This window comes from Lentzea sp. NPDC042327 (assembly GCF_040647275.1).
Classification (GTDB): domain Bacteria; phylum Actinomycetota; class Actinomycetes; order Mycobacteriales; family Pseudonocardiaceae; genus Lentzea.
In genome coordinates, this window is the sequence record NZ_JBEZBX010000004.1 from 382,027 (window position 1) to 404,755 (window position 22,729).

General features: G+C 72.4%; 22 protein-coding genes. 13 read left to right on the forward strand and 9 right to left on the reverse strand.

Annotation, left to right across the window (positions count from 1 at the left end; genetic code table 11):
* Positions 1 to 26: 26 nt before the first annotated feature.
* Positions 27 to 1,613: a cellulase family glycosylhydrolase gene (locus tag AB0A63_RS12650; protein ID WP_360389250.1), complete on the forward strand. Its 1,587-nt coding sequence runs from the start codon at positions 27 to 29 to the stop codon at positions 1,611 to 1,613.
* Between the two features lie 52 nt (positions 1,614 to 1,665).
* Here AB0A63_RS12650 and AB0A63_RS12655 read toward each other — a convergent pair whose 3' ends face one another.
* Positions 1,666 to 2,223, reverse strand: coding sequence for an NAD(P)H-dependent oxidoreductase (locus tag AB0A63_RS12655; protein WP_360389253.1), 558 nt, complete (start codon positions 2,221 to 2,223; stop codon positions 1,666 to 1,668).
* An 85-nt stretch (positions 2,224 to 2,308) separates the two neighbouring features.
* Between AB0A63_RS12655 and AB0A63_RS12660 the strand changes: the two genes are divergently transcribed.
* On the forward strand, positions 2,309 to 2,914 hold the full coding sequence (locus AB0A63_RS12660) for a TetR family transcriptional regulator (RefSeq protein WP_360389256.1): 606 nt from the start codon (positions 2,309 to 2,311) through the stop codon (positions 2,912 to 2,914).
* Here the strand turns inward: AB0A63_RS12660 and larE are convergent.
* From larE to AB0A63_RS12695, 7 genes are all read right to left on the reverse strand, one after another.
* On the reverse strand, positions 2,901 to 3,710 hold the full coding sequence (gene larE / locus AB0A63_RS12665; RefSeq protein WP_360389259.1) for an ATP-dependent sacrificial sulfur transferase LarE: 810 nt from the start codon (positions 3,708 to 3,710) through the stop codon (positions 2,901 to 2,903). The genes AB0A63_RS12660 and larE overlap by 14 nt on opposite strands.
* A 55-nt stretch (positions 3,711 to 3,765) precedes the next feature.
* Positions 3,766 to 4,911, reverse strand: a complete 1,146-nt coding sequence (gene larC / locus AB0A63_RS12670; RefSeq protein ID WP_360389261.1) for a nickel pincer cofactor biosynthesis protein LarC — start codon at positions 4,909 to 4,911, stop codon at positions 3,766 to 3,768.
* Positions 4,908 to 5,654, reverse strand: coding sequence for a nickel pincer cofactor biosynthesis protein LarB (larB, locus tag AB0A63_RS12675; RefSeq protein ID WP_360389264.1), 747 nt, complete (start codon positions 5,652 to 5,654; stop codon positions 4,908 to 4,910). Before larB ends, larC begins: the two co-directional genes overlap by 4 nt.
* Positions 5,651 to 6,781 carry a glycerate kinase gene (locus AB0A63_RS12680; protein WP_360389266.1) on the reverse strand — a complete coding sequence of 377 codons (1,131 nt, stop codon included), beginning with the start codon at positions 6,779 to 6,781 and terminating at the stop codon, positions 5,651 to 5,653. Before AB0A63_RS12680 ends, larB begins: the two co-directional genes overlap by 4 nt.
* Positions 6,778 to 8,061, reverse strand: a complete 1,284-nt coding sequence (gene larA, locus AB0A63_RS12685) for a nickel-dependent lactate racemase (protein ID WP_360389269.1) — start codon at positions 8,059 to 8,061, stop codon at positions 6,778 to 6,780. The genes AB0A63_RS12680 and larA overlap by 4 nt, the downstream gene beginning before the upstream one ends.
* Positions 8,061 to 8,969: an amidohydrolase family protein gene (locus AB0A63_RS12690; protein WP_360389272.1), complete on the reverse strand. Its 909-nt coding sequence runs from the start codon at positions 8,967 to 8,969 to the stop codon at positions 8,061 to 8,063. The genes larA and AB0A63_RS12690 overlap by 1 nt, the downstream gene beginning before the upstream one ends.
* A gap of 88 nt (positions 8,970 to 9,057) precedes the next feature.
* Complete coding sequence (locus AB0A63_RS12695; protein ID WP_360389274.1) at positions 9,058 to 9,837, reverse strand: FadR/GntR family transcriptional regulator; 780 nt, start codon at positions 9,835 to 9,837, stop codon at positions 9,058 to 9,060.
* A 153-nt stretch (positions 9,838 to 9,990) separates the two neighbouring features.
* Between AB0A63_RS12695 and AB0A63_RS12700 the strand changes: the two genes are divergently transcribed.
* The 7 genes from AB0A63_RS12700 (at position 9,991) to AB0A63_RS12730 (ending at position 16,123) form a co-directional block, all read left to right on the forward strand.
* Positions 9,991 to 11,262, forward strand: coding sequence for an extracellular solute-binding protein (locus AB0A63_RS12700; RefSeq protein WP_360389280.1), 1,272 nt, complete (start codon positions 9,991 to 9,993; stop codon positions 11,260 to 11,262).
* Between the two features lie 4 nt (positions 11,263 to 11,266).
* On the forward strand, positions 11,267 to 12,217 hold the full coding sequence (locus AB0A63_RS12705) for a sugar ABC transporter permease (protein ID WP_360389282.1): 951 nt from the start codon (positions 11,267 to 11,269) through the stop codon (positions 12,215 to 12,217).
* Positions 12,217 to 13,044: a carbohydrate ABC transporter permease gene (locus AB0A63_RS12710; RefSeq protein WP_360389285.1), complete on the forward strand. Its 828-nt coding sequence runs from the start codon at positions 12,217 to 12,219 to the stop codon at positions 13,042 to 13,044. Before AB0A63_RS12705 ends, AB0A63_RS12710 begins: the two co-directional genes overlap by 1 nt.
* Before the next feature lies 1 nt (position 13,045).
* Positions 13,046 to 14,227: a mandelate racemase/muconate lactonizing enzyme family protein gene (locus AB0A63_RS12715; RefSeq protein WP_360389288.1), complete on the forward strand. Its 1,182-nt coding sequence runs from the start codon at positions 13,046 to 13,048 to the stop codon at positions 14,225 to 14,227.
* A 39-nt stretch (positions 14,228 to 14,266) separates the two neighbouring features.
* A complete protein-coding gene (locus AB0A63_RS12720) occupies positions 14,267 to 14,626 on the forward strand; it encodes an L-rhamnose mutarotase (protein WP_360389291.1) in 360 nt (119 codons plus the stop codon).
* A 71-nt stretch (positions 14,627 to 14,697) separates the two neighbouring features.
* Positions 14,698 to 15,651: a hypothetical protein gene (locus AB0A63_RS12725; RefSeq protein ID WP_360389293.1), complete on the forward strand. Its 954-nt coding sequence runs from the start codon at positions 14,698 to 14,700 to the stop codon at positions 15,649 to 15,651.
* A gap of 61 nt (positions 15,652 to 15,712) precedes the next feature.
* Positions 15,713 to 16,123 (forward strand): Calx-beta domain-containing protein, encoded by a 411-nt coding sequence (locus tag AB0A63_RS12730; RefSeq protein WP_360389296.1) that lies wholly within the window; start codon positions 15,713 to 15,715, stop codon positions 16,121 to 16,123.
* Here AB0A63_RS12730 and AB0A63_RS12735 read toward each other — a convergent pair.
* The gene (locus tag AB0A63_RS12735) at positions 16,101 to 18,902 is read right to left on the reverse strand and encodes a BTAD domain-containing putative transcriptional regulator (protein WP_360389299.1); all 2,802 of its coding nucleotides are present in this window, start codon (positions 18,900 to 18,902) and stop codon (positions 16,101 to 16,103) included. The two genes, AB0A63_RS12730 and AB0A63_RS12735, sit on opposite strands and share 23 nt — an antisense overlap.
* A 190-nt stretch (positions 18,903 to 19,092) precedes the next feature.
* On the opposite strand from AB0A63_RS12735, the gene AB0A63_RS12740 reads away from it, so the two are divergent.
* The 4 genes from AB0A63_RS12740 (at position 19,093) to AB0A63_RS12755 (ending at position 22,487) form a co-directional block, all read left to right on the forward strand.
* Positions 19,093 to 19,854, forward strand: coding sequence for a hypothetical protein (locus tag AB0A63_RS12740; protein ID WP_360389301.1), 762 nt, complete (start codon positions 19,093 to 19,095; stop codon positions 19,852 to 19,854).
* 79 nt (positions 19,855 to 19,933) lie between these two features.
* Complete coding sequence (locus AB0A63_RS12745) at positions 19,934 to 21,283, forward strand: helix-turn-helix transcriptional regulator (protein WP_360389304.1); 1,350 nt, start codon at positions 19,934 to 19,936, stop codon at positions 21,281 to 21,283.
* Between the two features lie 356 nt (positions 21,284 to 21,639).
* Positions 21,640 to 22,242: a hypothetical protein gene (locus AB0A63_RS12750; RefSeq protein WP_360389307.1), complete on the forward strand. Its 603-nt coding sequence runs from the start codon at positions 21,640 to 21,642 to the stop codon at positions 22,240 to 22,242.
* Complete coding sequence (locus AB0A63_RS12755) at positions 22,242 to 22,487, forward strand: hypothetical protein (protein WP_360389309.1); 246 nt, start codon at positions 22,242 to 22,244, stop codon at positions 22,485 to 22,487. Before AB0A63_RS12750 ends, AB0A63_RS12755 begins: the two co-directional genes overlap by 1 nt.
* Positions 22,488 to 22,729: the final 242 nt, after the last annotated feature.

The window sequence follows — 22,729 nt, forward strand, 5'->3', positions numbered from 1 at the left end:
ACGCGCGGTTGCTCGGAGGAGAACGGATGAAGCGGCACAACAGGATCGCCGGCGCGGTGCTCGCCGCCGCGGTGGCCGTGAGCGGGGTGGTCGCCGCCGGCGCCGCCGGACAGGTCACGGCCGCGGCGGCGGGCGGCACGGGCACGGGTTACCTGCACACCAGCGGCAGCAAGATCCTCGACAGCACGGGTGCGACGGTCCGGCTGACCGGCATCAACTGGTTCGGGATGGAGACCGACAACAAGACCTTCCACGGCCTGTGGGCCAGCCGGACGTGGCGCCAGCAGCTCGACCAGATGGCGCAGCTGGGCTACAACACGCTGCGGATCCCGTTCTCCAACGACGCGCTGAAGGCCGACGCCAAGGCGACCGGCATCAACGACTACACCAACCCCGACCTCATCGGCCTGTCCCCGCTGCAGATCCTCGACAAGGTCATCGACCACGTGGGGCAGAAGGGGATGCGCGTCATCCTCGACCGGCACCGGCCGACGAGCGCGGGGCAGACCGCCCTCTGGTACACGGCGGGCGTCCCGGAGAGCACCTGGATCAACGACTGGAAGATGCTCGCCCAGCGCTACGCGGGCAACACCACGGTCATCGGCGCGGACCTGCACAACGAGCCGCACGCCGAGGGCACGAACCCGGCGGCGACCGGCGCGTGCTGGGGCTGTGGTGACACCGCCCGCGACTGGCGGCTGGCCGCGGAACGCGCGGGCAACGCGATCCTCGCCGTGCAGCCGAACTGGCTGATCTTCGTCGAGGGCGTGAGCTGCCCGAGCGGCGGGCTGTCGAACGTGTGGGACGGCGACCCGACCAACGACGAGGACTGCGGCTGGTGGGGCGGGAACCTGTCGAGGGCGGGCCAGTTCCCGGTGCGGCTGTCCGTTCCCGGCCGGCTCGTCTACTCCCCGCACGAGTACGCCACCTCGGTCTACGACCAGCCGTGGTTCAGCGCTCCGGACTACCCGGCGAACATGCCGGCGATCTGGGACAGGTACTGGGGTTACCTGTACAAGCAGGACATCGCGCCGATCATGATGGGCGAGTTCGGCACCACGCTCGCCAACCCGGTCGACAAGGTGTGGCTGGAGAACCTCATGGCCCACACCGGGACCGGCGTCACCGGCATGTCGTTCACGTACTGGTCGTGGAACCCGAACAGCGGTGACACGGGCGGCATCGTCGGCGACGACTGGACCACGGTCAACCAGGCGAAGCAGAGCGTCCTGCAGCCGTACCTGGTCCCGCCGGCCAGCGGGCCGGTCACGACCACCACGACGACCACCACCGGTGGCGGCACGGGCGGCTGCCGGAGCGCGTGGAAGCTCGACAACTCGTGGCAGGGCGGGTTCCAGGGCGCGTTGACCGTGACCAACACGGCTTCGAGCGCCGCGAACCCGTGGACGGTCACGTTCTCGTTGCCCGCGGGGACCACGATCGTGAACGGCTGGAACGGCACCTTCAGCCAGAGCGGCACCACGGTCACCGTGACGGCGCCGGCGCACAGCCCGTCGCTGGCGGCGGGAGCGGCCGTGTCGCTCGGTTTCACCGCCAACGGCACGGCGAGCGCGCCCACGGCGGTCGCGCTCAACCGGTCCGCCTGCGCGTGACACGACTCGGCCGCGGTACCTCGTGAGGGGTACCGCGGCCGAGGTGGGTTCGTCAGACGGTGACGCCGGTGCGGGCGGCCAGACCCTCGATGACCGCGCCGAGCTTCTCGGTGACCTCGGGGTCGTCGACCGGGTGCAGCTCGGCGAAGCGGACCACGGAGCCCGGGATGGACAGCGTCAGGTCCTCGGCGACCTCGGCGCCGGCGATCCGGACGGCCTTGCGGGCCTCGTCCTGCGCCCACACGCCGCCGTACTGGCCGAACGCGGTGCCGACGACGGCGACCGGCTTGCCGGCCAGCGCGCCCGCGCCGTAGGGGCGGGACAGCCAGTCGATGGCGTTCTTCAGCACCGCGGGGATGGTGCCGTTGTACTCGGGCGAGACCAGCAGCAGGGCGTCGGCGTCCTGGGCGGCCTGGCGCAGCTTCGCGGCCTGCGCGGGCACGGTGCCCTCGACGTCGATGTCCTCGTTGTAGAACGGCACCGCGTCCAGCCCGTTGAACAGCTCGACCTCGACGTGCTCCGGCGCGATCTGCACGGCGGCCTCGGCGAGCCTGCGGTTGTGCGATCCGGCGCGGAGGCTGCCGACGAGGGTGAGGATGCGAACGGCCATCAAGAGCTCCTGGGGGTGCAGGTCGTACAGGGTCACCCGATTAAACGGGACGCGTCCCGGTTATCTTCCGGGTTAGGCTGCGGAGGTGATCGACAGCACACCCCTGCCCCTCGTCGGGGCGGGAAAACCCCTGCGTGCGGACGCGGTGCGCAACCAGGCGCGGCTGCTGGAGGCGGCGGCGCGGCTGGCGGCCGAACGCGGCGCGGCGGCGCTCACGATGGAGGCGGTCGCGGCGGCGGCCGGCGTCGGCAAGGGCACGGTGTCACGGCGCTTCGGCGACCGCGGTGGCCTGCTGCTGGCCCTGCTCGACCACGCGGAGCGGCAGTTCCAGGAGGAGTTCCTGACCGGCCGGCCACCACTGGGCTCCGGCGCGCCCGCAGCCGACCGGTTGCACGCGTTCGGCCCGGCCCTGCTCCGCCACGAACGCACCCACCTCGACCTCTACCTGGCCGCGGAACCCACCGCTGGCCGCCGGTACGCGGTTCCGGCCAAGCGGCTGCGGCACGCCCACGTCGTGGCGCTGGTGCGCACGTTGCTCCCGGAGGCCGACGCCGAACTGCTCGCCCACACGCTGCTGGCCTCCGTGGACCTGGTGCTGGTCGACCACCTGGTCCGCGTGCACGGCACGGCGGTGGAGCGGGTGGAGGCGGGCTGGCACGACCTGGTCGACCGGCTGCTCACTCGAGGTTGAGCACCCCCGACCGGAACTCCGCGACCTCGGCACCGTCGAACCCCGCGTCCTTCACCACCTCGGCCACCCCCGCCCTGACCTGCGGCAGCTCGACCAGCGTCGGATCGAGCTCGACCCGCCCGACCCCACCGAGGTCGCGCACCCGCAGGTCCCGCGACGGCGTACCGGCACCGGCGAGCCAGGCGCGCACCGCCACCTCGGCCCGTTCCACCCTGGCCAGCCGCGCGGGCGTGATCGCGAGCCCGTACCGCACCCGGCTCGCCAGGCACGGCTGCGCCGGCTTGTCCCACGTGCCCAGCCCCCAGTGCAGGCTGACCGCGCGCACGTCGGCCTTGGTCATCCGCAGCTCCCGCAACGGGGTGTGCACGCCGATCTCGTCCCCCGCGCGGATGCCGGGCCGGAACCGGTCGCGCGCGTCGTCGGCGTTGGTGCCGGTCGCGACGGCGGTGAAGCCGTGCTCGCGGGCGACCTCGGTGATCGCGGTGAGGACCGTGGACTTGCAGAAGTAGCAGCGGTCGCGCCCGTTGGCGGCGTAGCCGGGGTGGTCGAGCTCGGTGGTGCCGGGGGTGAGGTGGCGGACGCCGAGGCTTTGGGCGAACGCGGCCGCTGCCGTTCGTTCGGCCGCGGCGAGGCTGGCGGAGTCGCCGGTGACCGCGAGCACCGCGTCCGGGCCACTCGCGCGCACGGCCGCGGCCAGGACCAGGGCGGAGTCCACACCGCCGGAGAAGGCGACGGCGACCGGGCCGAGGTCGGCGAGGTGCGTGACCAGGCGGGTGGCGGTGGTGGCGGGGTGCATCAGCACTCCTTCGGCTGGTGCGCGGGTGGGGTGGTGGCGACGCAGGTGGCGGCCATCAGCGCTCCCTCGGCTGTTCCGCGGCCAGGGCGAGCACCGTGCGCAACGGCAGTCCCGTCTGCCGGGCCACGGCGGCGGCGTCGTCGTACTCGGGTTTGCCGTGGTGCGGGCCGTGCTTGCGGCGCACCGGCATGCCGTGCACGTGGACCACGTCGGTGGTGCGGGCGGCGGCGGTGCGGCGGACCGCGGTGCGGCGGACGCCGAGGGTGCCGGTTTCGGCGAGCATCAGCCGTTCGAGCTCGTCGGCGGTGGCCGGGGTGGCGAGGGCGTGCAGCACGTGGGCGGGGCGGCCCTTCTTCATCACCGCGGGGGTGGTCCAGCTGTCGAGGGCGCCGCGGTCGATCAGGAGGCCGACGACGTGGCCGAGGACCTCGCCGGTGACGTCGTCGAGGTTCGTCTCCAGCACGACGAGGTCGGCGGAGCTCCCCACCGGCTCGCCGAGCCGCACGACGGCGACGTTCGGCCGGTCCGGCAACACCCGGGTTCCCGCCCCGTACCCCGTGGCCACCAACCGCATCGCGGGCGCGACCCCGTAGTCCGCCGCCATCGCCCGCAGCAGTGCCGCCGCGGTCGGCGTCACGGTCTCGCCGGTCAAAGCCGTACCGGTCACCACCGCCCCCTCCAGCAACGCCGCGGTCGCCGGTGCCGGGCACGGCAGGACGCCGTGGGCCGTCCGGACCGAACCGGCACCGAGTGGCAACGGTTCACAGTGGACGGTGCTGACCCCCAGGGCGTGCAGGGCGGCGGCCACACCCACGACGTCCACGAGGGTGTCGTGGCCGCCCAGCTCGTGCAGGTGCACCTCGGCGGGGTCCTCGCCGTGCAGCCGCCCCTCGACCTCGGCGATGGCCTGCACCGCGGCGACCGCCAGTGCCGCGACCGGCGCCGGCGACACCCGGCGGGCCATGGCGATCAGCTCGCCGGCCTTGCGGCTCGCCGCACCGTCCGTCACCGACACCACGGCGCGGCGCACGGCCAGGCCGTGCGTGGACGCGGCGGGAACGGTCAGGTCCCACCCGGTCAGGCCCGTCTCGGCCACGGCGGCGCGGATGGCGTCGAGTGGTGCGCCCGCGTCGACGAGGGCGGCGAGCAGCATGTCGCCGGCCAGGCCGGTGAACGGCGTGATCACGCAGATGCGGTTCACGGCGTGCTCCTGCGCAGGACCGCGGACAGGCGGAAGGCGGCCATCGCGGCGCCAAAGCCGGAGTCGATGTTCACCACGGTGATGCCGGCCGCGCAGGAGGCGTGCATCGCCAGCAGCGCGGTGATGCCCTCCAGACCGGCGCCGTAGCCGGTGGAGGTGGGCACCGCGACCACCGGGCAGGCGACCAGGCCACCGATCGCGCTTGCCAGCGCGCCCTCCATGCCCGCAACGACGATCACGGTGTCGGCGGCGCGCAGCCGGTGCTGTTCGGCCAGCAGGCGGTGCAGGCCGGCCACGCCGACGTCGGTCACCGAGGTGACGTCCAAGCCGACGGCAGCGGCGATCGCGGCGGCCTCGCGGGCCACGGGCAGGTCGGCGGTGCCGGCGGCGGCGACCACGACGGTGAACGCGGTGGGCCGGGCCGGGCGCCACGTGAGCAGACGGGCATCGCTGTCGTAGGTGCCGTCCGGAACGGCGTCCAGCACGACGCCGGCGGTGTCGGGGGTCACGCGGGTGACGAGCACCGGGCCGTCGTTGTGCCGCAGCAGGGTCCGGACGATCGCCACGACCTGGGCCGCGGTCTTGCCGGTGCCGTAGACGACCTCCGGCACCCCCTGGCGGGCCTCGCGGCCGACGTCGACCCTGGCGAAGCCGAGGTCCACGGCCTCGCTGTCGGTAGCGGAAAAGTGCTCGTTGATCTTGAGTTGGGGGTACTTGCAGACGCCGTCGGAGGGACTGGTCATGCGGCTCCTCCCCTGGCCACGACGGACGGCAGCTCGCGGCCGACCTGCGCCAGCAGCTCCGGTGCCCGCGCCATCGCCGTCGCGACGTCGCCCGCGCGGTCGAGCAACGACCACGCCGCGCTCACCCCGGCCGCGCGCAGCTGGTCCGCGGAGAGCCGGACGTCACCGGCGACCACGACGACCGGCACGCCGTGGCGCCTGGCCGCCTCCGCCACGCCGACGGGTGCCTTGCCGCGCAGGCTCTGCTCGTCGAACCGGCCCTCGCCGACCACGACGAGCGCCGCCGTGCGCAGCGCGTCCTCCAGGCCGATCTCACCCAGCACGAAGTCCGCGCCGGAGCTGCGCCGCGCACCGAGGGCGGCCAGCGCGGCGAACCCCGTGCCACCCGCCGCGCCCGCGCCCGGCGCACCGCTCAGGTCGCGGCCGACCTCGCGTTCCACGACGGCCGCGAACCGCTCCAGGCCCCGCTCCAGCACCTCGACGTCACGCGGTGAGGCGCCCTTCTGCGGGCCGAACACCGCGGCGGCACCGGACGGGCCGGTCAGCGGGTTGTCCACATCGGACACCAGCGTCACGCGCGCCAGCCGCAGCCGGAAGTCCAGGCCGGACAGGTCCACGTGCGCGACCCCGGTCAACGCCGCACCGCCGGGACCGACCGGCACGCCGCGCGCGTCCGTGATGCGGGCACCGAGGGCGCGCAGCAGGCCCGCTCCCCCGTCGGTGGTGGCGCTGCCGCCCACCGCCAGCACGATGTCCAGGCACCCGTGGTCGAGCGCCGCGCGGATGAGCTCGCCGGTGCCGTGGGTGTCGGCCACCAGCGGCGCCGCCACCCCGTCCGGCAGCACGCCCAGGCCGCTCGCGAGCGCCAGCTCGACCACCGCACGCGTGCCGCGCACCGCGAACGCCGCCCGCACCGGCCGTCCGGTGGGACCGGTGACGTCGGCGTGCACCTCGCGGTACCCGGCCCGCGCCAGTGCGGCGAGCGTGCCCTCGCCGCCGTCCGCCACCGGCATCGCCACCGCCGTGCCGCCCGCGCCGACGACGCCCGAGACGACGGCGGCGCAGGCCTGCTCGGCGGTCAGGCTGCCGCGGAACTTGTCGAGGCAGACCAGCACCGTGCCGCTCATCGCCCCTCCCCCGTCACGTACGGGATGGTCTGCGGACCCTCCGGCAGCACGCACAGGCGGGCACCGGGACCGGCGGACGCCAGCGCCTCCGCGACCGTCGCGGAGATGTCCGCGGTCTGCTCCAGGTGCGCGGTGGCCAGCTCCGCGTCGGTCAGGTGCGAGGTGTGCACGACGACCCGGCAGTCGGCCTGGATGCGGGCCTGGATCTGCACCTGCCACTGGTCGGGCACGGTGACCTCGCGCGCGGAGATCTCCGCGAACAGCTCTGCCGGCGAACCGGCCGAGGCCAGCACCTCGCGGTACGAGCCGTGGTCGGGGAACCCGTCGCGGCACTCGGCTGCGCACACGATCGTGCCGCCCGGCCGCACCACCTGGTAGGCCGCCGACATGCCCTTCACCGCCTGGTAGAGGTTCTGGTCGAGCGGGAAGCCGGAGTTCGTCGTCACCACCACGTCGAACGGCCGCGGCACCGGCCGCATCGCGACCTCGCGGGCGGTGCGCACGGCCGCCGCGTGCATCTCCGGCAGGTCCCCGCCGAACGCGGCGACGACCTCCTTGTCCTGGTTCAGCACCACGTCGAACCCGAACGTCACCCCGGTCGCGGCCGCGATGGCGCGCACGTCGTCGTGCACCGGGTTGCCCTCGATGACGCCCCACGTCGCCCGCGGGTGGCCGATCCGGCGCGCGTCGTGCAGCACCAGCACCGTCTCCAGCGCGGCGAGACCGGGTGCGACGAGCTTGGGCCCGCCGGAGAACCCGGCGAAGAAGTGCGGTTCGACGAACCCGGTGGTGATGCGCACGTCCGCGGCCACCCACTCGCTGTTGAGCCACACCGGGACGTCCGCGGCGAGCTTCCCCAGCCACGTCAGGCCGGTCCGGTCGCGGGCGTCGTGGTTGACGATCCGCACCGAGTCGACCACCTCGTCGCCGAACATCGCCCGCAGCTCCGCGTCCGTGTTGCCGCGGTGGGTGCCGGTCGCGACCAGCACCACGACGTCGTCGAGGTCGACCAGCCCGTCGAGCTCCGCCAGCACCGCCGGGATCATCAGGTGTCGTGGCTGCGGGCGGGTGCCGTCGCAGGCGGAGATCGCCACGGTCTGGCCGCGCCGCACCCGCTCGCGCAACGGCGGCCCCGCGACCGGCGAGCGCAACGCCCGCCGCAGCACCTGCTCCGCCGGCTCCGGCACCGGGTGGTGCCGCGGGGTCACGACGGTGGTCACCGCCGGGTCGACGCGCAGGTCCAGTCCGGTCTCCCCGTAGGCCAGCCGCACGACGTCCATCACCGCTCCCCCAGCCGGTAGACGCGGGTGGCCGTGCCGGCGAGGACGTCGGCGCGCTCGGCAGCGGACAGCCCGCACAGCAGCGCGTCGGCGGCGGACAGCACCTCCCCGTACTCGGCGGCGAGCAGGCACACCGGCCAGTCGGAGCCGACCATCAGCCGGTCCGGCCCGAACACCTCCAGCACCAGGTCGACGCACGGCCGCAGGTCCTCGACCGTCCAGTCAGGACCGGCCTCCGTCACGAGCCCGGACACCTTGGCGGTCACGTTCGGCTCGGCCGCCAGCGCCGACAGGTGGGTCGCCCACGGCTGGTACGCCCGGCGCGCGATGTCCGGTTTGGACAGGTGGTCCACCACGAACACCATGTCCGGCACCGATCTCACGGCCACCAGCGCCGCGGGCAGCTGGTGCGGGCGGGTCAGCAGGTCGTAGGCCAGCCCGGCGTCGCGCACCGCCCGCAGCCCGGTCAGCACCTCCGGCCGCAGGAGCCAGTCCGGGTCGGGTTCGGACTGCACGAGGTGCCGCACGCCCACCAGCCGGTCGCCACCCGGTCCCGACCGCAGCCGGTCGAGCTGCTCGGCGACGTCGGGCGCGGTGAGGTCGACCCAGCCGACGACACCGGCGACGAGCCCGGACTCCGCTGCCAGTGCGAGGAACTCGGCCGTCTCGCCGGTGTCGGCGAGCACCTGGACCAGCACGGTGGCGTCCACCCCGGCCGGTCCGGTCACCTCCGCGAGGTCCGCGAGCCCGAAGTCGCGGCGGATCCGCGCGACCTCCGGCGCGTCGAGCCAGCCCTGCGGGCGTGCGGAGAGGTCCCACAGGTGGTGGTGGGCGTCGATCCGGCGTGGTGCGGGCGTGCCCGCCCTTCCGGCCGGCAGCTCCGCCGTGCTCCCGTCGAAGTCACCCATGGCCCAGTCGCTCCGTTCGTCGAATGCCTGTGGGAGGAGCGGCGCACGGCGGCGGCGGAACCGGTGTGCGCCAGGAGGTGCGAGAAGATCAGCGGTCCAGGCGGCCCGGCTCGCCCACGTCCGTGCGGCGCACGAGCCAGGCCTCGGTGATGTGGGTGAACATGGCCTCGGCGGCGCCTTCCGGGTCGTGCGCCGCGATGCGCTCGCAGATGCGGCGGTGTCCCCGGTTCGAGGCCGCGCACAGCTCGCTGTCGGTCCTGCCCGTGTAGCGGGCGGTGTTGAACACCTGGCTCTCCAACGACCGCACGACGCCTCTGGCAATGCGGTTGCCGGACGCGCGCATGATCGTGTCGTGGAAGACGTGGTCCTGTTCGCGGTAGGCGGTGGGGTCGTCCACCAGCCGGTCCATCAGGTCCACGAGGTCGCGCAGTGCGGCCACGGTGGCGTCGTCCGCGACCCGCGCGGCGACCAGGGCCATGTCGGACTCCAGCAGCCTGCGGGTGACCACCAGGTCGTCGAGGACCCCCAGCGTCTCGTCCTCGGCGACGACGGCGCCCAGCACGAGCTCGTCGAGCATGTTCCACATCGACGGCGGCGTGACCAGCGTGCCCGCTCCCTGTCGCACCTGGACGAGACCCTTCTCCTGCAACACCTTCACGGCCTCGCGGACCACCGTGCGGCTCACCGAGAACGTCTCGCACAGCACCGGCTCCGGCGGCAGCGACGTGCCCGGCGGGTGGTCGCCGCGCACGATCCGCTCCACGAACTCGGTCGTGATCGCCCTGGCCAGGTTCGCCGGTCCGCGCACCCAGCCCGGGGCGGGGTGCGCGCCCACGGCCGCGCCCGGCCGCTGGCCTGATGCCGTCATCCGTTCCTCCGGTCGCGCTCCGCCGATGCGCTGGAGCGCGCTGCGGAGCGTACCCCGAATGACCCGTTGACGTAATACGTCATACGACTTACGTTCAGGCAGACCTCGTCGGGCCGGTCTCCCCCGGCCAACCGTCTCGGGAAGTGAGCAGCGATGAAGCAGCGCACACTGTGGTCGGCCGCCCTGGTGGTGGGTCTCGCGTTGACAGCGGGCTGCGGGAGCGCCTCCGGGCCGGGCACGTCCTCCGGCGGTGCGAGCGACAAGCTCGTGGTGTGGGACTGGAAGTCCGGTGACGCCAAGACGCGCGGCTACGTCGAGAAGGCCAAGGCCGACTTCGCGAAGAAGCACCCCGGCGTGCAGGTCGAGTTCGTGGCGCAGCCGTTCGACCAGTACTACACGCTGCTCGGCGCGGCCATCCAGGCGGGCAAGGGACCGGACGTGGTCCTGTTCAACGGCGGCGGCCAGATCCGCGACCGCTCCGACGCGCTCGCCCCGCTCGACTCCTTCGTCTCCGAGGACCGCGGCCGCTTAGCGGGCTGGGACGCGTTCACCGACAAGGGCAAGGTCTACGCCGCACCGGTGACCCTGCAGGGCCACCCGATCTACTACAACAGGGACCTCTACCAGAAGGCCGGGCTCAACCCCGACTCCCCCGCGAAGACCTGGGACGACTTCGTGCGCGACTGCGGCGTCATCACCCAGAAGACCGGCGCGAAGTGCTTCGCGCTGGGCAACAAGGAGGGCATCGGGATCCAGTTCTTCCTATCCGCCATGGGATCGGCCGTCCTGACGCCGCAGGAGTACGACGCCTGGATCGCCGGCAAGCGCGACTGGTCCTCACCGGACGTCAAGAAGGTCTTCGAGCTGTGGAAGCAGACCGGCGACAGCGGGCTGAACACCGACGGCGCCAACTCGACCGCCATGTTCAACGACGCGTTCGCCGCCTTCAACGCCGCCAAGGCCGCCAACGTCATCGGCCTGATGTCGGACGTGGGGCACTGGAAGGACTTCGCCGAGTTCCTCACCCCGGAGAAGGTCGGCGTCCGGCCCGCACCCCTGGTCAACCCGGCCGCGCAGCCGAGCCTGGCCTACGACGGCGGCATCGGCTACGCCGTCGCGAAGTGGACGAAGGACCAGGGGGTCGCCGCCGACCTCGTCCGGTCGCTGACCTCCACCGAGGCGCTGAAGGCGTTCTACCTCGACGGCGGCGCGATCGCGGCCGACACGACGATCGACACCGCAGCCGGCGGCCCCGCGGTCAAGACCATCGTCGGCGAGGTGAAGTCGGGCAAGCCCGCCCTGCACGTGGCGTTGTCGTCCAAGACGGTCGACCTCATGGGCCGGCTCTCGCAGCAGCTGCTCAGCGGCTCGGCCACGGTGGACGAGGTGCTGCAGCAGCTCGCGGCCTCCGACAAGACGGGCTGACGGCGTGACGGCACCCTCCCTCTCGCCCGCGGGCCCGGCCACCACCGGGCCCGTCCGGCCCGCTGCCCCGCCCACCCGGCGACGCCGCGGTGGCCCGCGGTCCGAGCGCCTGGCTCCCCTGGTGCTGCTGGCCCCGGCCGTCCTGGTGATCGTCGGGCTGCGGCTGTGGCCGCTGGTGCTGGGGATCAACTTCTCCTTCACCGGCGACGGCGACCGCAACGGCCAGGCCGTCGGGTTCGCCAACTACCTGGCGTTGCTCGACGACCCGCTGTTCCGCACGGCGCTGCGCAACGTGGGCCTGCTCGTGCTGCTGCTGCCGGTGGCCGTAGCGGTCCCCGGGCTGCTCGCGACGTTCATCTTCCTGAAGGTGCCCGGCCACCGCGTCTACCGCGGCGTGTACTTCTTCCCCGCCGTGCTGTCCCCGGTGATCGTCGGCGCGATCTTCACGCTGCTGCTGGCGTTCGACGGCCCGGTCAACGCGCTGCTCGGCCTCGCGGGCCTCGGGCCGGTGGACTGGCTGGGCGACCCCGGCGTGGCGATCTTCGCGGTCGTCGGTGTGCACGTGTGGGCGACGTTCGGCATGGGGCTGGTGGTGTTCCTGGCCGGGTTCGCGACCCTCGACCGCTCGCTGCTCGACGCCGCCGAGGTGGACGGCGCGTCGCTGGTGCAGCGGATCCGGCACGTGGTCGTGCCCGGCCTGTCCCGCACGATCCAGTTCGTCTTCGTCACGACGATGATCGGGCTGCTGACGTCGATGTTCGGCCTGGTGTACGTGATGACGAGCGGTGGCCCGGAGGGGTCGACCTACCTGCCCGAGTACTACGTGTGGATCCAGCAGGGGCAGCTGAACCAGCCCGCGCTCGCCTCCGCGGCCTCCACGGCGCTGTTCCTGATCATGCTCGTGGTGGGGCTGGCCCAGGTCGCGGTCCTGCGGCGCACCGGGAGGGACGACTGATGACCGGTTCCCGGCTGAGCAGGTGGGTGGTCGCGGTCCCGATGGCGCTGCTCGCGCTGGCCACGGTCTACCCGCTGGTGTTCACGGCCAACGTGGCGGTGAAGACGCGGCGCGAGTACGTGCTCGACCGGTTCTCCCCCGCCGGCTCCTTCAGCCTCGACAACGTCGTCAAGGCGTGGACCAGCGTCGGGATGTCGCGCTACTTCCTCAACTCGGTGGTCGTCGTGACCTGTTCGGTCGCGCTGCTGCTGCTGCTCGGGTCGATGGCGGGCTTCGCGTTGGCCCGGCTGCGGTTCCGCGGTTCCTCCGCGCTGTTCCTGGGCGTGCTGGCGGCGTTGTTCATCCCGTTCCAGGTGATCATGGTGCCGCTGGCGCGGATCATGGCCGACACCGGGCTCGTCGACACCTACCCGGGGCTGGTGCTGGCCTACGTGGCGCAGTTCCTGCCGTTCACGATCTTCCTGCTGACGAGCTACTACTCGACCGTGCCGGCGGAGATCGTGGACGCCGCGCGGATCGACGGGAACTCCGTCTACGGCGTCTACTGGCGGATCATGCTGCCGATAGGCGCGCCCGCGCTGCTGTCGGTCGGGGTGCTCAACGCGCTCTTCTGCTGGAACGACGTGCTCATCGCGCTGCTGGTGATGCCGTCGGCCGAGCACCGCACGCTGATGGTGGGCGTGACGTCGTTGCGCGGGCAGTACTCCGACGACATCCCCACGTTCGCCTCCGGCGTGCTCATCGCCGCGGTCCCCGTCCTGCTCGTCTACCTCTTCCTGCAACGACAGATCGCCGACGGGGTCACCGCCGGGTCGACGAAGGGCTGACATGCGCATCACTGGTCTGCGGACCCTCACCACGGTCCAGGACTGGGGCCGCCCGGTCGGGGACGCCAACGGCGTCCACCCCGACGGCCTGGTCCGGGTCCCCGTCGTCGTCGTGGAGACCGACACCGGCCTGACCGGGGTCGGGCTCGGCCCGCACGTGGAGGCCGACACCGTCTTCGCCGCCATCGAGGGCGAGGACCCGCGTTCGGTCACCGCCCTCTACGACCGGATGCTGCGCCGGGTGTTCAAGGCGGGCCACGCCGGCGCGGTCTTCGGCACGATCGGCGCGGTCGACACCGCGTTGTGGGACATCAAGGCGCAGGCGGCGGGCGAACCGCTGTGGCGGCTGCTCGGGGGCCGTGACCGCCGTGTGCCCGCCTACGCCTCCGGGCTGTGCGTCGCGCTGCCCGATGACGAGCTGGTCGCGGTGTACCAGGAGTACGCCGCGCACGGGCTGCGCGCGGCGAAGCTCAAGGGCGGCCTCGACGTGGACCGCGACCGGCACCGCCTCGCCCTGGTCCGCGACGTCCTCACCGAGGCGGGCGGCGGCGCCCGGCCCAGCCTGATGCTGGACGTCAACGAGACCTGGACGCGCAAGCAGGCGGTCCGCTACGTCAGCGAGCTGGAACGCACCTTCGACCTGACCTGGGTCGAGGAACCGGTGCGGCGCTGGGACGTCGAGGGCCACGCGGCGGTCGGGCGCGGCATCCGCGCGTCGGTCGCCACCGGCGAGAACCTCACCGGACTCGAACAGCACCGCCCGCTGATCGCCGCCGGTGCCGTCGACGTCGTGCAGACCGCCGCCGTCTGGGGGATCACGCACTTCCTGCGGGTCGCCGCGCTGGCCCACGCCCACGACCTGCCGGTGAGCCCGATCGGCACGAGCCCGGTGGGGCTGCTGCACGCCGCCGCGTCCGTGCCCAACCACCTGGTGAGCGAACTGCAGGACCTCCGCCCGCCGGTGGGCGTGGAGATCGACCTGACCGTGGCGGACGGGGCGTACGTCCTGAGCGAGACCCCCGGCCTCGGGCTGCGCGTCGACGAGGAGAGGATCGCCGCGGCCGGTGACCTGCTGCCCGCTGCCCTGTCCGGTGGCCCGCACATCCGGCCCGAACGCGCCGGGCACCGCCTGCACGCGGTGGAGGTCGGGCAGGACGTGGAAAGTCCCGTGCTCAACGCGTAGAACGAAGACCCCGCCGCCCGCGAAGGAGAGCTCCCCCGCATGGAACCACAGCGCTTCGGCATGCTGATCCGGCTGCGCCCGGAGAAGCGCGAGGAGTACCTGGAGCTGCACTCGGCCGTCTGGCCCGCGGTCGAGCAGACGCTGCTCGACGCGAACATGCGCAACTTCACGATCTTCCTGCACGGCGACCTGCTGTTCGGCTACTACGAGTACGTCGGCGACGACCACGACGCCGACCAGGCCCGCATCGCGGCGGACCCGGAGACGCAACGGTGGTGGACGTTCACCGACCCGTGCCAGGAGTCGCTGGCGGAGCCGGACTCCGGGCACTGGTGGGTGCCGATGCGGGAGGTGTGGCACCTCTCCGGCCCCGGCGGACAGGCAGCGCCGGCCGGCTGACAACAGCACGACAACCGCTCCACAACAGCGCGCCGGTACTCCTTCGGTAGCAGAGCACAACCGAGGAGGACATGGTGAGAACCAAGCTGGCCGCGATGGTGGTCGCACTTCTCTCGATCGTGGGGCTCGCCGTCGTGCCGACGGCGAACGCCACACCGGCCTACCGCGACGTCTACATCCGCGACAACGGCAGCGACATCGGCAACGAACCCAGCAGCGGCAGCATCTACCACAGCCCCGACATCCGGGTCTGCTACACGCCGACGCCGTGCGCGACCTCGCAGCAGCCGATCGTGGGCGCGACCAACTACGTGTTCGTCAACCTGCGCCGCAAGCCGAACGGCCTCGGCAACGTGGACGGCGCCCTGCACCTGTACCGCAGCAACCTCGGCGGCGGCACGGCGTGGCCGGGCGGCTGGACCTACATCGGCGGCGTGGGCGCGAGCGTGCCGGTCAGCGGCTCGACCGTGATGATCACCTGGCCCGGCTGGAACGTGCCCGGTCCCGCGCACTTCTGCCTGCTCGCCCGCTGGGTGTCCAGCGCCGACCCGATGACGTTCGCCGAGGGGTCCAACACGCAGCTCAACGCCCAGCGCAACAACAACATCGCGTGGCGCAACGTCGACTCGGTGCGGGTCCTCCCCGGCCGGCCGATCACCCGGCCGTACACGATCGGCAACCCGGAGGCGTTCGACACCAGGCAGGCGCTGGTGCTGGAGCAGCCGGAGCGGCAGTTCACCGGCACGGTGACGGTCGACCTCGGCCCTGACCTCGCCGCCAGGTGGAAGGCGACCGGTCAGCGGGGCACCGGTGTGCGGCAGGTCGGTGAGACGCAGTTCCAGGTCGTCGAGCCGAAGCTCGCCCGCTTCGAAGGGCTCACGCTCAAGGCGGAGGAGCGGATTCAGATCGGCGTGACCTTCGCGACCGACGTGGAGGCCGCACCGGCGGTGCTGGAGGTGCACCAGATCGACGCGCAGGGCCTCGACCTCGGTGGTGCGCAGTACCGGATCAACGACAAGGAGTGAGTATCAGCCCCGGCGGGTCCGACTCCGTTGAACGGAGACGGACCCGCCGAAGGGGTGGTCAATGAAGACGATCATGGTGTTGTTGCTCCTGTTGCTGGGAGTCGTGCCCGCACACGGAGCACCGGACTGCAACCCGCCCGACTGCCCGGTGGTGGTGGACGCGCAGGACGGGCCGGTGCACGAGAAGACGGGTCCGTACGCGGCGACGCTGGCACTGCGCTACGGCGCCACGCAGGAGAACGTCGAGGTGTCGTACCGGTTCGTGGACGGCACCGCGAAGCAGGGCGAGGACTACCGGTCCGCGCAGGGCGGAACGGTCACGATCAAGGCCGGCCAGAGCTACGCCCAGGTGCCCTACACGGTGTTGCGGGTCGGTGCCCAGCAGAAGCAGTTCACCCTGCAGATCACCGCGGTGAGACCGGGTCAGGTCGGCAAGGCGGTCGCGGTGTTCACGATCGGCGGCACGAGGTGAACAGCCTGAGCGCCTGAGCCCAGTGGCGCAGGGCCTCGGTCCACCGCCCGCACCGGCCCTCCAGGTCGGCGCACGAGCGGTGGACCGAGGCCTCCTCGAAGGCGTCCGGCGCCTGGGCGCGGGCGGTCAGCGCGGCCACGAGGTGGTCGCGGGCGGCGGCGAGGTCGCCCAGGGCGAGCGCGGTCTCGCCGAGCTGGTGCAGCGCGTAGGCCTCGCGGTGGCGGTCGCCCAGTGCCCGGCAGATCGACAACGCACCGGTCAGGTGCTCCCTCGCCACCGCCGGATCGCCGAGTGCGAGCTGCGTGACGCCGAGGTGGGTGAGCGCGTCGGCCTCGAAGCGGTGGTCGGTGACCTCGCGGCTGATCCGCAGCGCGTCCCCGAAGTAGCGCAGCGCCGGTGCCCGGTCGGCGAGCTGGTGGAAGGCGTTGCCCAGCGACATCAGGGTCGCCGCCTCCAGCCGGGAGTTCCCCTCCGCGCGGAAGGTCTCCAGCGCCGCGAACAACGGCCCGACCGCGCGGTCCGCCCGGCCCATCCGCACGCAGGTGTAGCCGAGGTTGCGCCGCGCCAGCGCCACGCCCACCGCGTCACCCGCCGCGCCGTGCACCCGCATGGCGGCCTCGTAAGACTCCAGCGCCCGGTCGAACTCGCGCAGCTCGGAGTGCGCGTTGCCGATGTTGTTGTGCAGCCGGGCCTCCCCGCGCAGGTCACCGGCCTCCTGGACGAGCGCGAGCGCCTGCCGCTGCACCACCATGGCCTCCGCGATGCGCGAGGTCATCTGCAACGCGATCCCCAGGCCGCGCAACATCTCCGCCTCCGCCCGCCGGTCACCGAGCGCGCGGGCGGCCGCGACGGCGTGCTCGCACTGCTCCACGCGCGCCGCCCAGTTGCCGCGCGCCTCGAAGTAGCTCGTCAGCAGGTACGCCAGCTGCCAGGTCTCCCGCCGCAGACCGGCGTTCGCGGCCAGCCGGATGACGTGCAGCAGGTTGTCGCGCTCGGCGTCGAGGTGGGCCAGCACCTCGACGCGGTCGGCCGCGAACGGCAGGTCGTCGCACGGCGGGCGGGTCACGAGGTCGTGGCGCGGGTTGAGCACCGCGTTGGCCGCGTGCGCGATCGTCAGGTACCGGTCGAGCAGGCGTTCCAGCCCGTCGCCGAGGTCACCGCTCTGCCGGGCGAACAGCCGGACCAGGTCGTGCAGCGCGTACCGGCCGGCGCCGACCTCGCTGACGAGGTGCGACGCGACCAGCTCGTCGAGCCCCGGTCCCAGCGCGTCGGCGAGGTCGGCGGGGAAGCTGGCCCCCGGGTGCTCGCCGAGCACGCGGAACAGGCGGGCCGCCTGCGGGCTGAGCGTGCGGTGCGCGCTCGCGAACACCGTGCGGACGGTGCGGTCGTCGCCCTCGACCGCCAGCACGTCGAGCGGGTCGTTGCGGGTCAGCTCCCGCACCAGGTCGGCGATCCGCCTGCCGGGTCGCACCGCGAGCCGCGCCGCCGCGATCCGCAGCGCGAGCGGCAACCGTCCGCAGTGGACGGCGAGGGCCGAGGTCGCGTCGGACTCCGCGTGCACCCGCTGCGCGCCGAGGATGTCGGCGAGCAGGTCGTGCGCCTCCGGTTCGCTCAGCAGGCCGAGGCGCACCGTGTGCACGGCGTGGTGCGTGCCGAGCGCGGAGAGCGTGTCGCGGCTCGTGACCAGCAGCAGGTTGCCCTGGTCGCCGGGCACGAGCGGCAGCACGTCCCGCGCGCGGCGGACGTCGTCGAGCACGATCAGCAGCCGTTTGCCGTGGGTGAGCGTCCGGTACAGCGCGGCCGGGTCGGCGGGTGTCCGGTCAGCGGGGACACCGAGCGCGTGCAGCACCTCGGCCAGCGCCTGGGCGGGCGTGAGCCGTTGCAGGTCCAGGAACACCTGCCCGTCGGGGAACCGGTCGGCGACCCGGTGCGCCCACTCGACCGCGAAGGTGGTCTTGCCGACGCCGGCGACACCGGAGACCACGACGATCGGCGGCAGACCGGCCAGTGCGGCGAGCTCGGCGGCCCGGCCGGTGAAGTGCCCGGCACGGGCGGGCAGCTGGGCCGGTCTCGCGGTGCGCGTGACGGGTTTCGCGCTGTGCAGGGAGGGGTCGCGCCGCAGAACGGCGGTGTGCAGGGCGCTCAGCTCGGGACCGGGGTCGGCGCCGAGCTCGTCGGCGAGCCGGGATCTGAGGCGCTGGAACGCTTCGAGCGCGTCCGCGTGCCTCCCGTCCAGGTGCAGCGCCCGCATCAGCAGGCCGACGAGCCGTTCCCTGGTCGGGTGGCTCACCACCAGCCGTTCCAGCTCGCTGATCGCGTCCTGGCGGTCGAGCCGCTGCGCCCAGTGCGCCTCCAGGGCGGTGAGCCGCTGCTCGCGCAACCGGCCGATCTCCGCGCGGCCCCACCCGAACAGCTCGGTGCCGCCCAGCGGTTCGCCCCGCCACAGCGCCAGGTCCCTGGTCCGCTCGAACCGGTCGGCGTCCACGGAGGCGTCCAGCCGGTAGCCGCCGGGACCGGTGACGAGCGCGCCGGGCATCCCGCAGTCCGCGAGCGCCTGCCGCACCCGTGCGACGTGGCTGTGCAACGACCGCACGGCCGTGCGCGGCGGATCGTCCCCCCACAGCACGTCCACCAGGCGGTCGACGGAAACCGGTGTGCCGGCGCGGAGGGCGAGCACCGCCACGACGCTGCGCTGGCGGACGCCGTTCAGCTCGGCCCGGCCGAGCGGGCCGCACACCTCCACCGGCCCGAGGATCCGGACCTCGCCACGTCCGCCCACGTGCCGCACGGTAGCGGGCCGGACACCCCCGGCGGCAGCGCTGAACCGGGCAAACCGCCCGCATTCACGAATCTGCCGGTCACGTCCGCGTATGGCTCGCCCGGCCGCCCCCGTCGAATTCGACTCGAAGATCGCGGGCCGGAAGTCCTTTGCTGGCACCGTTTGCGGCCGATCTCGTAGATTGCCGGGCATGCCTTTGCGGAAAGCGATGTCCGTGGTCCTGGTCCTCCCCCTCCTGCTGGCGGGCCTGCCGTCCGCGACCGCGCACACCCGCTCGTGCGCCCGCGCGGACCTGCTGTTCTGCGAGGACTTCCAGTCCGTGCCGCTGGGCGGCGCGACCAGCCTGCGGTGGGGCGTCGACACCCGGCACGGCACGCTGACCGTGGAGAAGGCGGCCCGCGGCCAGCGGGTGCTGCACGTGCACACCGAGGCCAACGGCCGCGCGTTCCTGCGGGTCGACGACTTCTCCGCACCGGGCAACAGCTTCTACGGCCGGATGCGGCTGAAGGTGGACGCCTTCCCGAAGAAGCCCGACTGGGCGCACTACACCCTCGTCGAGGCCACCGGCCAGGGCAGCGCGGAGGTCGTGCGACCGCTGGGCGGCCAGTACGTGCCCACGTCCGGCCGCGCGCTGTGGGGCGTCGGTGCCGACGGCGGCCCGACCGGTGACTGGACGAACTGGCGGGAGTCCGCGCCCTCGCGCGAGGACGTGTGGCAGTGCGTCGAGTGGCGGATGGACGCCTCCGACAACCGCGTCGAGCTGTGGTTCGACGGCAAGCCGCAACCCGACCTGACCGTCTCGACCCGCTCGCACGGCGGCAACCCGGTGGACTTCGTGTTCCCGGCGTTCGACACGGTGAAGATCGGGTGGCAGCTCTACCAGCCCAACGACGGCGCCTACGACCTGTGGGTCGACGACATCGCGCTGGGGTCGCGCCGCGTGGGCTGCTGACCGACGGCACGGCGCTCCGCGTTGGTCCTCGTTCCCCACAGATCGAATGAGTGATGTCGAGAACGACCCGAGATGAGCCGTGCTCGTTCGGGTGCATCGCGACCAGGACGCCACGTCCTGGTCACCATCACCCATTTGCCGAGGTCAGACCCTGCGTATCCTGGTGACGGCTCTCGGCCTCACCCGGTGGCAGGAGGTGGACAGCTCCATGACGAGCGACCAAAGCCTTGGCCTGCGCATCAAGCGCGCCCGCAAGCGCCGGCAACTCACCCAGGAACAGCTCGCGGAGAAGGCAGAGGTCAGCGTCGACCTGGTGCGCAAGCTGGAGCAGGAGATCCGGCACACCGCGAGCATGAGTTCGTTGACCCGCATCGCCCGCGCTCTCGATGTCGACGTGCCGCAGCTCCTCGGGCAGAAGTCGACCATCGAACCGATGGTGGACGAAGAGGCGGTCGGCATCCTGGCGATCCGGGATGAGCTGACCTCGTTGTCCTACTTCCCCGGGCTGGCGGACCAAGAGGTCTTCAACGACGAACCGCCCACCGTGGCCGGGCTGCGCATGGCCCTGGCGCATGCCGAGTCCATCCGGCAACACGGTTCGTTCGCCCAGCTCGGTGTGATGCTGCCAGGCCTCGTGGCCGAGGCACGCGCGGCCATACGCGAACTGGAGGGTGACGACCGGGTGGCCGCCTACGGTCTGCTGTCCGAGGTCATCCAGATCGCTTCGACCATGCTGACAGCGCTCGGCAAGCCGGACATCGGTTACATCGGGCTGATCCGGGCGCAGGAAGCCGCGGAGCAGTCCGGTGACGAGCTGTTGCAGGCGATGAACGTCTCCGCGCTGTCGTGGGTGTTCTTCAAGCAGGGGCGCCTTGCGGACGCGGAAACCGCGGCGCTGCGCAAGGCCGAACAGCTCGGACCCGACTTCGTCCGCGGTTCGGCGGAACAGCTGGCGGTGTGGGGAATCCTGATGCTCCGAGCGGGAAGCGCCGCGGTGCGGAACAAGCAGGTGGAGCGTTCGGAAGAGCACATGAGCCTGGCCCGTGCCGCAGCGGCGCGGGTGGGTACCGACCACAACATCTACGCCACGCCGTTCGGGCCGACCAACGCGAGCATCGCTGCCGTGAACGCGGCAGTGGAGAGCGAACGTTTCGAGTACGCGCTGGAGCTGGCCAAGTCGGTGCCCGTCAACGGCTGGGTGTCGCCCACGTTCCGCGCCCGCCACCTCCTCGACGTCGCCATCGCCCACAGCGAGCTCGACCAGGACGAGGCCGCCACCGCGCAGCTCCTCGCCGCAGAACGTGTTGCGCCGGAGTGGATGCGGTACCACACCCTCAGCCGGCAGACGGTCCACGAACTGGCTGAACGCGCACGACGCAGGCAAACACCGCTTCTGCGCCTGGCTGATCGGTTGAACATCGAGCTGTAGGGCCTCGCGAGGCGGGCGCGCTGTGACAGCGGCACCGCAGATTTCAAGGGACTAGGACGCGCCGTCCCAGTCCCTTCGCTCGTTCGGGTTCGCTCTGAACCTCCGTCACTTCTGCGGAAGGCGGAAAGCAGCCACAGTGGACGGTGCCCGGCGTCAGGGACACCGGCAGCGGTGATGCCTCCGCCCGCTGCGCGAAGCCTTGACGCCGGGTACCCCACGACGGCGACTTCTGGGAGCAGTTGAGTGATGCCCGCGTCCACAGCGACGAACGAGCCAGTACCCGGCCCGGCTCGAACGGTTCACGGCCACATCCGTGTGAACACGCCGGACGAGATCGGGATCAGAGAGGACGAGCGGTGAGCCGGACGACCGCGCCGTACATCACCAGTTGGAGTGCTGAGCTGGAGGTTCCCTCCAAGGTCGTTGAGCGTCCCGGGTTCGGTGTCGGCTACGCCAACGAGACCTTCGGCGATCGGGACGCGCGTGGTGTGCTGTGGCAGCGGCCCGGCGTGCGACTCGGCGTGGGCAAGCCGGAGTTCGGCAAGGTGCACCCGCTCAGGCAGCGTCGTGCCATGCGCAAGCTGCTGTGCCAGGTCTGCGCAGAGCCGGCCGACCGGAACGACGACGGCGTCTTGTGGTTGCTCCGCGACCACGAGGACGACTGGCCGGGTTGGCCGGACGGGATGGCGTGCACAGAGCCGCCTGTTTGCGTGCGGTGCGTCGCGGTGTCCCTGCGGTTGTGCCCGGCGCTCAGGCGGGGAGCCGTGGCTGTCCGCGTCCGGCAGTTCGCGGTGGCGGGGGTCCACGGGGCGCTGTACCGGAGGGGCACGTTCGGCCCCGCGGCCGTCGAAGAGGTGAACCTGGCTTACGACGACCCGGACGTCCGCTGGGTGGTGGCGTCTGCCTTGATTCGCGAGTTTCGGGACTGCACCGTCGTGCCGTTCGAGGAGCTCACCTGATGAGCGCTCACCACGGGCATCAGGGCGGGGCGATCGGTGTGGGCGAGCTGCTGAAGCGCCAGGTCCGCGTGTACCGGCCGGGCATCGCCGATGCCCCTCCGCCAGGCAGGCCCACCAGCCACGCACGGCCGGACCTGGCGCAGCGGACGCCCGGCTCGGTTGTTCCTCCGGACGAACGGTTCTTCGTCCAGCGCAACCCCGCGCTGCTCACGCGTGTGCTCGCCGGATTGCGTCGCCTCGCATGAGCCCGTTGCCGCAGCTGCCGTCAGTGTTGTCCACGCAGAACGCAGGTTTCCGAGACGATGTGCGCCTTTCCCCACTACCAGGCGAACCTCGACCGCCGCGCGGTGAGCCGGGCCCTGCAGTCGTGGCGGCGTGAAGCCGACGAGATGACCTGCACCGCGTTGGCGGCTGAGTGCGATGACTCGATTGCTCTGACGCCTCGTGACGCGCTCTTCCCCATCTGCGACGTCGTCATCTCGAAGAG